The sequence below is a fragment of the Mesorhizobium sp. LNHC221B00 genome, from assembly GCF_000502935.1.
Classification (GTDB): domain Bacteria; phylum Pseudomonadota; class Alphaproteobacteria; order Rhizobiales; family Rhizobiaceae; genus Mesorhizobium; species Mesorhizobium opportunistum.
Window position 1 is genome coordinate 47,786 of the sequence record NZ_AYWR01000028.1, and the last position, 12,638, is coordinate 60,423.

Sequence of the window (12,638 nt, forward strand, 5' to 3'; positions counted from 1 at the left end):
TCACCAGGTTCCGACGGCAATCGAAAATTCCGTTGCGAAGAATTTCGAGGCTTTGGCACGAACCGATGGATGGAACGCAGGGCCGACCCTCGAAGTTGAAACGCAGGGGTTCCGCCAGAACCGGTTTTGGAGGCCCGATCGGGACATAAAGCGATGACCGCCTTTCCACTCCCGCTGGATACCTCCCCGATGGAAGCCAAGCTTGCCGACGCGATCCCCGAGGATGAGACCCGCTGGCAATACGAGCCCAAATGGGACGGATTTCGTTGTTTGGCTTTCAAGAGTGAGGATGCGGTTGAGCTGCGCGCGAAATCCGGCAAGCCGCTCGGCCGCTACTTTCCAGAGATCACGACGGTGTTGCGCGACCTCAAGCGCGGGCATTTCGTCATCGACGGCGAGATCGTCATCGAGATTGACGGTGAGCTTTCCTTCGAGGCACTGCAGATGCGACTTCACCCAGCACAAAGCAGAATCCGCAAATTGAGCTCGCAGACGCCTGCAACCCTGATCCTCTTCGACATGCTTGCCAGGCCGGGCGGCGAGATCATCACGGGCCAATCCCTTGTTGAAAGGCGAAGAGCCATCGAGGATTTCGTAACCTCCTCGAACAATCCAGATCTTCGTCTGTCGAAGTGCACTTATGATGCAGCGACGGCGGCACGATGGCTAAAGGGAGCCGGCCATGCATCGACCGACGGCATCGTCGCCAAAATGCTCGATGACCATTATCTGTGCGGCGAACGTGCGATGGTGAAGGTGAAGCCGAGGCGCACCGCCGATTGCGTTGTCGGCGGCTTTCGTTACCTCGCGGAGAGCCGTGAGGTTGGCTCGCTGCTCCTCGGCCTCTACAATGACGACGGCAAGCTCGATCATGTCGGATTCACGTCGACCATCGCCAGAAGCGACAGAGGAGCGCTCACGCGCCAGCTCGAAGGACTGCGATCAGCGCCCGGGTTCACCGGCAAGGCGCCTGGCGGCCCGAGCCGCTGGAGCACGGAGCGTAGCGGACAATGGGAACCTCTGAAACCTGAACTTGTGGTGGAGGTTCGCTTCGACCACGTCACCGGCAACCGGTTCCGCCACGGGACCAAACTGCTCCGCTGGCGGCCCGACAAGGCGCCACGGCAATGCACGTTCGAGCAGATCGAATAGACATTCCCGGGAACTCGCTTTCAGAAACATGTCACGATTTCTTGTGACGAAGGAACCAACTCGGGATTCACCGGTTCGGACATCATCCACTGGAGCCATCCTGACATGCCAAACGCAGCAGAAATTCTCGTCGATACACTGGTCGCCTGGAACGTAGAGGTTGTGTTCGGCTTGCCGGGAGACGGCATAAACGGCGTCATGGAGGCGCTGCGCACCCGGCGCGACAAAATAGCCTTCGTTCAGGTCCGGCACGAGGAATCGGCTGCATTCATGGCATGCGCCTATGCCAAGTGGACAGGCAAGCTGGGCGTCTGCCTGGCGACTTCCGGGCCCGGCGGAACGCATCTTCTGACCGGCCTCTACGATGCCAAGCTCGACCAAGCTCCGGTGCTGGCGATCACGGGCATGCAGTTCCACGATCTGATCGAGACCTTCACGCAACAGGATGTCGATCTGACGCGCGTCTTCAACGATGTTGCCGTCTACAACGCTCATGTTGCCGATGCTGCGCATATGGAGAACGTCGCCAGTCTCGCTTGCCGAACCGCTCTGGCGCGCAAGGGCGTCGCCCATCTGTCGATCGCCAGCGACGTCCAGGAGCAGCAGGACGCTGCGTCGAAGCGCTCCAAGCGCAATCGTCCGGCACACACGCCGCAGGACATGTTCGCCGGCCACAGCATGCCGCTGGACGTCGAGCTGGACAAAGCCGCCGCCATTCTCAACGGCGCTTCGCGGGTGGCGATCCTGGCCGGACGCGGCGCCATCGGCGCGGCCGCCGAGCTCGAAGACACGGCGCGCCTGCTGCAGGCGCCCGTCGCAAAAGCCTTGCTGGGCAAGGCGGTGCTGCCGGACGACCATCCTTACACGACCGGCGGGATCGGCATCCTGGGAACGCTGGCGTCGCAAGAGGCGATGGAGACCTGCGACGCGGTGCTGATCGTCGGCTCCACTTTCCCCTACATTGAATACTATCCGAAGCCCGGGCAGGCCCGTGGTGTCCAGATCGACTGCGATGCGCAGCGGATCGGGCTGCGCTTTCCGGTCGAGGCTGGTCTTGTCGGCGATGCGGCCGAGACATTGCGTGCGCTCAACCAGCGCCTGACACAGAAGCCCTCCGATGAATTCCTGCAACGGTGCCAGGCGACCATGACGAGATGGCGCGAGATGATGAGGCAGTCGGAAGACGCGGAGGCGCAGCCGTTGAAACCGCAAGCCGTTGCCCGCGCGTTCGGACAAAGACTGGCCGACGACACGGTGCTGGCCACCGATTCCGGTCAGAACACGGAGCTTGCCGCCCGCCATGTCGATCTTCGCGACGGTCAAGCGTTTGGTGTTTCCGGATCCCTTGCATCCATGGCTTGCGGCCTCGCCTACGCCATCGCTGCCGGCATAGCTTTTCCCGGCCGGCCGGTCGCCGCGATCGTCGGCGACGGCGGCTTTGCCATGCAACTCGGCGAATTCTCAACGGCGGTGCGCTACAAGATCCCGCTGAAGCTTCTGGTCATCAAGAACAACATGCTCAATCAGATAGCCTGGGAGCAGATGATGTTCTTGGGAAACCCGCAATTCGGTTGCGAATTGCAGCCGATTGACTTTGCCAAGGCGGCGGAAGCAATGGGCGCGAGGGGTTTTCGCATCGAACGCGCGGATCAGATCGAGACGGTTCTCGACGAGGCTTTCGCCGCCGAGGGTCCGGTCGTGATCGAGGCGGTGGTGGATGCCTATGAGCCGCTGATGCCGCCCAAAATGCCGCCCGACTACGCCAAGAATTTCCGCCAGGCGTTGCCACAGACGCCGGGGCGCGAACGCATCGAGGAAAATATCGCCCGGGAGCCGGCGAAGTCGATGATGGATGCCTAAGGCAGAGAGGGCACGGAAGGAGACATGACCGAAGTCGTCGAGAAGGTGCAAACGGCCGAAGCGGCCCGATTTGGCTCGTACGGGAGGTCGGCAAACACGCGACGAGCATCGCTGCTCAGTTGTCGAACGAGTGAGTTGGATATTGGCTACGAGGTATCAGGACCAACGGATGGAAGACCACTTGTGCTCGTGCATGGCTGGCCCGATGACATCAGCTGCTGGGACAAAGTGATCGAGACTCTGGACAATCGGAATTTTCGTATCTACGCGCCCTATCTTCGCGGCTCTGGTCCGACGCGATTTTTGCAGAGTTCCGTCATGCGTAGCGGCGCCATCGCAGCCCTTACGCTTGATCTGTCGCAATTCCTGGAAGTGCTGAACCTGAACGACGTTCTGCTCGCCGGCTATGACTGGGGGGCGCGTGCGGGCTATGGCGTCGCGGCCCTGTTCCGCAAGCGGGTGACGAGCCTTGTTGCCGCTTCGGCAGGCTATGCCACCGCCATGTCGCCGACCGAAATGCCTTATGACCTGGCAAAATCATATTGGTACGAGTGGTTTGTTTCCACTACGCAAGGAGAAAAGGCATACCGCCAAGAGCGCAGACGGCTCTGCAAATATCTCTGGGAAAGCTGGTCGCCGCGGTGGCCGGAACGGGACGCCGAGTTCGATGCCATGGCAACGTCGCTCGACAACCCCGACTGGGCCGAGATCAGCCTCCACGCCTATCGTCAGCGCTGGCATGACGCCAAGGGCGCCCCCGAACACGAGGATGTGGAACGGCGCCTGGCCGAGTCTCCCAGCATTGCCGTTCCGACACTCATGCTGCAGGGTGCCGATGACGGCGACAATCTGCCGATCACATCTGAAGGCAAGGAAAAATACTTTACCGCAGGCTATGAACGCCGCCTTCTCCCTGATGTGGGACACTTCGTTCCGCGAGAAGCTCCACAGGCTTTCGCGCGGGCGATCCTCGATCTTTCCAGATGAGCCGGCAGTCCAGCTCCGGTGCCTTTCCTTGTGACGGGCCTTGTGACGGGTGCGGACCATGAGCTTCGACGCGCTCTTCTCGACCTCCATTTGCTATGGCAACGGCGCGCCCCAGGCTGGCTGGACACTGGCGCTCCCCATCACATTACCGCTCCTGGCGGTCATGTTCCTATATATCGCGGGTGCCAGCCGGCTGTGGCGTCGAAGCAGCAAGCGCGGACGCCCGTTGCGATCGAGGCAGGCCTTGCTGTTTTCTGCTGGCTNGCTGTGGCGTCGAAGCAGCAAGCGCGGACGCCCGTTGCGATCGAGGCAGGCCTTGCTGTTTTCTGCTGGCTGGGCCGCGTTGGCGTTGGCACTTGTAAGCCCGATCCATGCGTTGGGCGAACATGTGTTTGCGGCCCATATGATCGAGCATGAATTGCTGATGGCGCTCGCAGCGCCTCCGCTGGTCGCTTCCCGCCCGATGGCGGCGATGATGTGGGCACTGCCGGCGCAACTGCGCCGGGCGTTCTGCGCGGCCGGGCATGCAAACGTGCTTCGGGCAATCTGGGCGTTCATCAGCCGCCCTGTGGTCGCGACCGTCCTGCATGGAGCCGCGATATGGGTTTGGCATGTCCCGGCACTGTTCGAGGCTGCGCTCCAGCAGGGCTTCCTGCACTATGCCCAGCACGCGAGTTTCCTTGGCACTGGGCTCTTGTTCTGGTGGGTGCTGCTGCCTCGCCCTGGCCGCGAGCAAGACGGTGGCGCTGCGGTCGCGCATCTTTTCTTCACCTCGCTTCACACCGGCCTGCTCGGGGCGTTGCTCGTCGTGTCGCCCAGGCTGTGGTACCCGGAAAATGCCGTGGGCTCGCAATTGTGGGGTCTCAGCCCGCTTGAGGATCAGCAACTTGCGGGCCTGATGATGTGGATCCCCGCCGGTCTGATCTATGGCGGAGCCGCACTCTTCTTGGCCGCTTTCTGGATTCGCGCAAGCGGGCGGCGACAAACGTCGTCGATGCGCATCATCTGAAGCCGCGCTCAGGCGGACGGTGTTGCCAAGCATCCTTTTGCAATCAGTCGCGTTATGGCTTTGGCAACGATGGTGGAGCCTTTATGGCAAGGTGCATGAGTCCGTTGGCCCGCTTTCGCAAGCGGACACGCCCATTGCTGTCGCCTGCCTTCGCCTGCCCAACGCAAATCCCGTCCGGCGACGGCTCGGCTCGCCGCGTTCAAGCAAAGGCCGCCCATCCAAAACAGGTCTCGAGCTGGATCGGCATTGCGCCAACGCTGGTTCTGGCAGGATGCAGCGACTGGCAATCCGCGCTCCATCCGCATGGTGCAAATGCCCGAAAGATATTTGATCTGATCTGGTCCTTCAGCGCGGTTGCGGCGGGCACATGGTTGCTTGTCATGCTCGCCTTGGGAGCAGCGCTTTTGCGGCGCCGCCTGGCGGACAGGGGGCGCTCAGCTCATGAGATCGATCCCCGCCAGGAACGCCGGTTTACCCACGCTGTCGGCGGCGCCACGGCGTTGACCGTTCTGGTGCTCATCATTTTGACGACAGCGAGTTTCTTCGCGGGCAAATCCATTGCTTCGCTGAGCGGAACGGAAACGCTTGTCGTGCGGATCACCGGGCATCAATGGTGGTGGGAGGTACGCTATCCCAAAGACGACCCGTCGCAGTCGATCGTCACGGCAAATGAAATCCATGTCCCGGTTGGCGAACCGGTCAAGGTCGAACTCGATTCACTCGATGTCATTCACAGCTTCTGGGTGCCAGGCCTTGCCGGCAAACGGGATCTCATCCCGGGCCGGCCAAGTGAGCTCACGCTCATTGCCGACAAGCCTGGCATCTATCGTGGCCAGTGTGCCGAATTCTGCGGCTATCAGCACGCCCATATGGCCATCACCGTCATCGCGGAAAGCCGCGAAGCGTTCGACGCGTGGCAATCCAGGCAAAACACCGCCGCATCCGCGCCTGCCGGCGAGGAAGAACGCCGTGGCCAGCAAGCCTTTCTTTCCACCGGCTGTGCGCTCTGCCACACGATAAGAGGCACGCCTGCCAGCGGAACGGTTGGACCCGATCTTAGCCATCTCGCAAGCCGGCGCGCGCTGGCGGCGGATACGCTGGCGATGACCCCTGGGGCACTTGCCGCCTGGATCGCCGATCCGCAGTCGATGAAGCCCGGGGCCAAGATGCCGCGCATTGCGCTTAGCGCCGACGATCTCAATGCGGTCGTCACCTATCTCGGAAGCCTCGAATGAGTGGCACTGCCGGAAAATCAGCCGAGCATGAACAGGTTCTGAAAGGTGTGCGCGACACCGGCCTCGAGGATGTAAGGCTGCGGGCCTTTCTGGCGCATGCCTGGCGAACGCCGAAAGGCTTTTACGGTTGGTTGGTCACGGTCGATCACAAGCTGATCGGCCGGCGCTATATCGTGACAGCTTTCCTGTTCCTCATCCTTGCGGGTCTGTCGGCGCTCGCCATGCGCTTCCAGCTTGCCCAGCCCGAGGCCGGCCACATCGGCCCCGATCTCTACAATCAGCTGTTCACCATGCATGGCACGACGATGATGTTTCTGTTCGCCGTGCCGGTTATGGAAGCATTCGCCATTTACCTGGTGCCGTTGATGATCGGCACCCGCAACGTCGCCTTTCCGCGACTCAATGCCTTCAGCTACTGGGTCTATCTGTCCGGCGGGCTGATGATCTGGATCGCCTTCGCCTTCGAAACGGGCGCGGATGCCGGTTGGTTTTCCTATGTGCCGCTCGCCGGACCCGAATATGGTATCGGCAAGCGCCCCGACTTCTGGGCACAGATGGTGACCTATACCGAAGTGTCCGCACTCGCGGTCGCGGTGGAGATCATCGCGACGGTGTTCAAACAGCGCGCGCCGGGCATGTCGCTCGACCGCATCCCGCTCTACGTCTGGTCGGTCCTCGTCACGGCTTTCGTCATCCTGTTCGCCATGCCCGCGGTGATGGTGTCGAGCACGATGCTGATCCTCGACCGGCTGGTCGGCACGAAGTTCTTCGACCCCAATGCAGGGGGCGATGCGTTGCTGTGGCAGCATCTGTTCTGGTTCTTCGGCCATCCCGAAGTCTACATCATCTTCATCCCGGCGACCGGCTTCGTCTCAGCGATCCTGCCGACCTTCGTCCGCCGCCCGGTGTTCGGCTATCTTGGGATCGTGCTGTCGCTGGTCGCGATCGGCTTTCTTTCCTTTGGACTGTGGGTGCACCACATGTTCGCCACCGGCCTGCCGCAACTCGGCGAGAGCTTCTTCACCGCCTCCTCGATGATGATCGCCATTCCGAGCGGCATTCAGATCTTCTGCTGGATCGCGACGATCTGGGGCGGCCGACCGATCTTGGCCACGCCCATGCTTTTCGTGCTCGGCTTCATATTTACCTTTGTGATCGGCGGGCTGACCGGGGTCATGGTCGCCTCGGTGCCGCTCGACCTGCAGGTGCACGACACCTACTTCGTGGTTGCGCATTTCCACTATGTGCTGGTCGGCGGCGCCGTCTTTCCCCTGCTCGGCGCAGTCTATTACTGGTTTCCCAAGATCACCGGGCGCATGTTGTCGGAGGGCCTGGGCCGCTGGAATTTCTGGCTGCTCTTCGTCGGGTTCAACCTCACTTTCTTCCCCATGCACATCCTAGGCCTGCAAGGCATGCCCCGCCGGGTCTATACCTACCCGCCGGCGAGCGGCTGGGGCGAGATGAACCTCTTCATCAGCCTCTCGTCGCTGGTGGTGGTCGCTGGCTTTGCGCTTTTCTTCCTCAACATCCTGCTCAGCCTTCGCAACGGCCGCATTGCCGGAGACAATCCCTGGGGGGCGAGCACGCTCGAATGGGCGACGGCCTCGCCGCCGCCTTCCTATGATTTTTCGCGACTGCCGGTGGTAAATCATCGCGAACCGCTCTGGGCCGAGCCCGATATACTCCCCGTCGTCGAAGGTCTGCGTGTCGATGCACGAGAGGTGCTCGCCGGCACGGTCGCCGACGCGGTGCCGCAAGTAAGGGTGCCATCGGCTGACAATTCAATCTGGCCGCTGCTGTCAGCCATCGCGGTTGGCGGCGCATTTCTCGGATCGATCTACACGCCGTGGGCGGTGGTCTGGGGCGCGATACCGGTTTCGATCGGCTTCATCTGTTGGTTCTGGCCCAAAGGCGAACCGGAGGACGAGGAATGAAGCACCGCCCCGTCGCCGACGTCAGCCATCTGCCCACATATGATTTCGGAGCGGCGAGCCCGATGTGGTGGGGAACGCTTGCCTTCATTGCTCTCGAGGCAACAGGTTTTGCCTTGGCGATCGGCACCTATTTCTATCTGGCCGTGCTGGCCCCGCATTGGCCGATCGGAGCGCCGGCGCCAGATCTGTTGCCGGGTACGGCGATATTGGTCATTCTGGTTGCGAGCATCGTGCCCAACCACCTCGTCGAACTTTGGGCGCGCCGTCAGGATCTCGCGAAGGTTCGCCTTGGCGTGGTCGTCATGTCGATCGTCGGAATTCTTCCGCTGATCGTTCGCATCTGGGAATTTCCGGCGCTGCGGATCTCATGGGATCAGAACGCTTACGGATCGATCGTCTGGTTCCTGCTCGGCCTGCATACAACGCATCTTCTTACCGATGTCGGCGACACGATCGTCCTAGCGGTTCTCATGTTCACGCAACAAGGCAAGGCGGGCCGCCGCTTCAGCGACGTCTCGGACAATGCCTTCTACTGGGACTTCGTGGTCGTCTCATGGGTCGTGCTCTATCTTGTTATCTATTGGGCTCCAAGGATGTGAGATGCAGGCGATCCGTACCGGCGTTTCCTGGGCAGGCCTGGTCAGTGGACCAGTTGCATGGGCAATAACGCTGCAGCTCGATTATTCGATTGCATTCTGGCAATGCCACGCCGGCTTTCGTCCCACTGCCTTGTTCTCATTGATAGGCGCCGCTGCCGCAATGGCGGGCGCGCTGCTGTCGTGGCGCGCCGTTCACGACCGAAGGCACGGTAGAAGCCCACCCTCGAAGGCGCGGACGCGCGCGTTTCTGGCCAAGGCTTCGGTGGGTATCGGGGCGCTGTTTACGCTTATCTTGCTGGCGCAATTGGTGGCAGGGCTGATCTTCAGCGGGTGCGAACTGTGACGATGCCGAGGGGGACCCCGGGCGTAACCTCTCAGGCGGTCGCGGTCTTCCTGGCATCGTTGACGCTTTGCACGCAATTGTCGGCGAACGAAATCCAGAAAGGCGAATATCTCGCCAGGGCCGCCGATTGCGTAGGCTGCCATACATCGAATCCGAGCCGCCCGTTCGCCGGTGGCTATCGCGTGCCGACACCGTTTGGCGATGTGTATTCCACCAACATCACACCGGATCCGGACACAGGCATCGGACGCTATTCCGCGGACGAGTTCGTGCGAGCCGTCCAGAAAGGTATCAGGCGCGACGGAGCCGATCTCTATCCCGCCATGCCCTATGACAGCTTCGCCGCAATGAGCCGCGAAGACGTGCTCGCAGTCCGGGCGTATCTGTTGGCGCAGCCAGCGATCTCGCAGCCGCGGCCACAAAACATCCTACCTTTTCCATTCAACCAGCGCTGGATCCTTGTGTTGTGGAAGCTCGCGAACTTGCACACCGGCAATTTTACGCCGGATGCAAGCCGAACCGCCGGATGGAACAGAGGCGCCTATCTTGTCGAGGTGCTCGGCCACTGCGGTGCCTGCCACACGCCGCGAAATACGACATTCGGCATGGATGAAAATCGCAAGCTTGCCGGCGGCACCGCCGGCATCTGGCAAGCCTTCAACATCACCGGTGACAAGATCGCGGGCGTGGGCGGCTGGAGCGATGAGGAGCTGTTTCGATTTCTCAAAACCGGCGCTGTGCCTGGGAAGGCCTATGCGGGCGGTCCGATGGCGGAGACAGTCATGAACAGCCTGCAACACCTTTCCGATGAAGACATCCACGCCATGGTCGCCTACCTCAGGGATGTGCCCGCTCAACCGGGAGACGAGCGACAGCCCCGTTTCTCGTGGGGCGATGCGCCCGTGACCGCCGGCGGTGATGGAGCCAAGACGCAGGGCAGCGGGAGCACAGATGGCGATACTCTCTATCGGTCGCTCTGTTCGGGATGCCATGGGATGAATGGAAGGGGATCACCTGACGGATCCTATCCCTCATTGATCCACAACACCGCCCTCGGCGCAGCCACGCCTGAGAATGTCGTCATGACGATCCTTGAAGGCATCAAGGCTGGTGACGTCGCGGGGCGCAAATCAATGGCGGCCTTCAGCGGCTGGCTGGACGATGGCCAAGTGGCAGCCCTCGCAAATTACGTCACCGCTCGGTTCGGAAATCCCGACCTCAGCGTCACCGCGGCCGATGTACGACAGATGCGGGCAGGCTCGACAACAAGCCAGACAATCATGATCCTGGTGGCTCAATCACTGGTGGCGGGCGGCGCCGTGTTGATGCTTGGGCTGCTGCTTCTGCTGGCAAGACGCCTGCACCGTGGGATGACTTCGGCGCGCCTTATGTTCGCGCATAGAGATAGGCGGTAATGTCACGCGCCTCTTGAGGCGATAGATTTGTATTGGGCATGGCCGTCTTCGGGTCTACGTCCCGCGCCCTGCTGATCCATTGCATCATCGCATCCGGGGTGGCTCGCGACGCCCCGATATATCCTCTTTCGACGACGCCTTGCAGGGATGGACCGACGGTACCACGGGCACCGGGCACCCCCGGGATTTCGTGACATCCGCCACAGCCGTTGCGGATTATTGCCGGGACGGCCCGTTCAGGGTCGCCGCCAATGGCCTGCACGATGGTGGTTTCACGCAAATTGTTGTCGCGGACCGATCCGATGGCGCAGACCGCCAAAGCAATGACGACCGCCGCTGATGTGCCTGCCACCCACAAGAGTAGGGGTGGCGCTTTCCCGACGGCCTCTCGGCTCATCTGCGTCTGCCGCTATTGCATCCGCAAAAACGCGGCCGGATCATTGCCGACGCGTGGAGAGGAGCAGCGTCCGGCAGCACTCTGGTGCACCCGCTCATTTGTTGCAGTTCTGCATGTTCGATGTCGTGGTGCCGGAGGCGGTGTTGTTGTCGGTGTCGTTGCCCGCGGCATCCTTACAGCGGTCGGTCATGCCGTTCGAATTGGTTGTCGAATTCGTCGCGTTCGGGTCAACGGGCGTGGTCGATGCCCCGGAGCCAGAACCAGAGCCGGTGGTGGCACCATTCGCGGTTCCGGCCGTCGAGCCCGACCCGTTGTTGGAGCCAGAAGCGTTCGACTGGGCCATTGCAGATGTTGCCAGTGCGAGTGCAAGCGCAGTGGCGGAGAGAAGTTTGACGGTCATGGTGGGTCTCCTTGGGTGGTGCGTATTGCCTCCACCAAACCGGCCGCCTCCCGATATGTTCCGGCTGAAATCGCATTGAGCGAAATTCTCGGAAGGATCGCGTCTCTTCCCACGCTCCTAATGTCGCGAAGCGCGACGATCCTGTCGGATCGGCAGGAAGACAGCCAAGTCACCAAATCACGCCCAAGGGCCGAACACGAACAGAGCGAGCAGAACTATAAAGATCACGGCCACAGCCGCGACCGCCCACATCATTAACCTCCTGGTACCCTGTTGCTCCTTCTCTCGCGAAAGATTTTCTGCCACTGCACGATTCCTTGCTACGAATTCCGCCTAAGATGCGCCTCGGGCTTGTGCCCGACGCGGTGTCAATCAACGTCCAGCAGCCCGTGTCGCCGTCTTTCGACCCGTGCTTTCTTTGCCGTGGCCAGCGGATTGTGGCCTGTCGGGGTGTTCGAGGCCGCATCCTTTGAGTGGGCCGCAACAGCTGGGCCAGCTCCCGTCTGTGTGAGCATGTCACCGGAGGCTTGAGGCGACCGCGTCCTTCCGAAGAATTCAACAACACGTCTAAACAGGTCCATGTCAGTTCTGCCTGGCAAGGGTGAATGCCGGAGCCTGTGGCGCGCGGGCATTCGCTTGTTCGTCCGCCATGCCGAATGTCGCGACCTGCACCAGCACGGCTTTGGCGGCATTTATGATTTCGTCGTCTGTCCGGTTCCTGTCGCCGGCGGCAAGCGTCACTCTGACGGACTCGCCGCCTTCTCCATGGAATTCGACCCAGTCGGCTCCTGCTTGGTGGAGCACCCGAGTATCAATGAGTTCCATCACTCGCCTCCTTTGATAGGAGAATTTCGATGTCGGTATATTGTTCCACCTGGAGCGCTACAAAGGCGCGGCGACCGCCGGCGCACAAGGTCTGACGCCTACCAACCTTGCCGGCTGTACCAATCATCGACATCGCGCCGCACACGATCCTTCTCGATGCCGTAACGCTCCTGGATCTTGCCTTCGAGCTGATCGCGCTTGCCGGCGATGCGGTCAAGGTCATCGTCGGTGAGTTTACCCCACTGCTCCTTGACCTTGCCTTTCACCTGTTTCCAGTTTCCTTCCACGCGGTTCCAGTCCATGACACCGTTCTCCCTGTTTCCGAAAGGTCCGGAATAGGAAACGCAATCCAGGCAAGTATGTTCCTGGAAACAGGGAGGTCCGTCAGAGCCAAGCTCTTCGGCTGAGCGATGTTCCCGCAGCGACACCGGTTCCGGGCGTTGCGCTACCCGGCATTAGCGCGCATCTGACGTCGGGATGTG

12 protein-coding genes are annotated in these 12,638 nt (G+C 61.3%); 9 read left to right on the plus strand and 3 right to left on the minus strand.

What is annotated here, in order from left to right:
* The first annotated feature begins 153 nt into the window (after window positions 1–153).
* The 9 genes from X741_RS140685 to X741_RS140645 all read left to right on the plus strand — a co-directional run bounded on the left by X741_RS140685 (window position 154) and on the right by X741_RS140645 (window position 10,534).
* Complete coding sequence (locus X741_RS140685; protein WP_031250538.1) at window positions 154–1,152, plus strand: ATP-dependent DNA ligase; 999 nt, start codon at window positions 154–156, stop codon at window positions 1,150–1,152.
* A gap of 105 nt (window positions 1,153–1,257) precedes the next feature.
* Entirely contained in the window at window positions 1,258–3,012 is a 1,755-nt protein-coding gene (locus X741_RS140680) for a thiamine pyrophosphate-dependent enzyme (RefSeq protein ID WP_023780198.1), read from the plus strand.
* A gap of 24 nt (window positions 3,013–3,036) precedes the next feature.
* Window positions 3,037–3,999, plus strand: coding sequence for an alpha/beta hydrolase (locus X741_RS140675; RefSeq protein ID WP_084018893.1), 963 nt, complete (start codon window positions 3,037–3,039; stop codon window positions 3,997–3,999).
* Window positions 4,000–4,057: 58 nt separating this feature from the next.
* Window positions 4,058–5,008: a cytochrome c oxidase assembly protein gene (locus X741_RS140670; protein ID WP_023780200.1), complete on the plus strand. Its 951-nt coding sequence runs from the start codon at window positions 4,058–4,060 to the stop codon at window positions 5,006–5,008.
* 263 nt (window positions 5,009–5,271) lie between these two features.
* On the plus strand, window positions 5,272–6,243 hold the full coding sequence (coxB, locus tag X741_RS140665; protein ID WP_346732397.1) for a cytochrome c oxidase subunit II: 972 nt from the start codon (window positions 5,272–5,274) through the stop codon (window positions 6,241–6,243).
* Window positions 6,240–8,177, plus strand: a complete 1,938-nt coding sequence (gene ctaD / locus X741_RS140660) for a cytochrome c oxidase subunit I (RefSeq protein ID WP_023780202.1) — start codon at window positions 6,240–6,242, stop codon at window positions 8,175–8,177. Before coxB ends, ctaD begins: the two co-directional genes overlap by 4 nt.
* A complete protein-coding gene (locus X741_RS140655; protein ID WP_023780203.1) occupies window positions 8,174–8,776 on the plus strand; it encodes a cytochrome c oxidase subunit 3 in 603 nt (200 codons plus the stop codon). Before ctaD ends, X741_RS140655 begins: the two co-directional genes overlap by 4 nt.
* 1 nt (window position 8,777) lies before the next feature.
* On the plus strand, window positions 8,778–9,119 hold the full coding sequence (locus tag X741_RS140650) for a hypothetical protein (protein ID WP_023780204.1): 342 nt from the start codon (window positions 8,778–8,780) through the stop codon (window positions 9,117–9,119).
* Window positions 9,120–9,121: 2 nt separating this feature from the next.
* Window positions 9,122–10,534: a c-type cytochrome gene (locus tag X741_RS140645; protein WP_051410523.1), complete on the plus strand. Its 1,413-nt coding sequence runs from the start codon at window positions 9,122–9,124 to the stop codon at window positions 10,532–10,534.
* Window positions 10,535–11,025: 491 nt separating this feature from the next.
* Here the strand turns inward: X741_RS140645 and X741_RS140640 are convergent, their stop codons facing one another.
* The 3 genes from X741_RS140640 to X741_RS140630 all read right to left on the minus strand — a co-directional run bounded on the left by X741_RS140640 (window position 11,026) and on the right by X741_RS140630 (window position 12,458).
* Window positions 11,026–11,331 carry a hypothetical protein gene (locus X741_RS140640; RefSeq protein ID WP_031250545.1) on the minus strand — a complete coding sequence of 102 codons (306 nt, stop codon included), beginning with the start codon at window positions 11,329–11,331 and terminating at the stop codon, window positions 11,026–11,028.
* 582 nt (window positions 11,332–11,913) lie between these two features.
* Window positions 11,914–12,156, minus strand: coding sequence for a hypothetical protein (locus X741_RS140635; protein ID WP_023780207.1), 243 nt, complete (start codon window positions 12,154–12,156; stop codon window positions 11,914–11,916).
* A gap of 98 nt (window positions 12,157–12,254) precedes the next feature.
* The gene (locus X741_RS140630; RefSeq protein ID WP_023768098.1) at window positions 12,255–12,458 is read right to left on the minus strand and encodes a CsbD family protein; all 204 of its coding nucleotides are present in this window, start codon (window positions 12,456–12,458) and stop codon (window positions 12,255–12,257) included.
* Window positions 12,459–12,638: the final 180 nt, after the last annotated feature.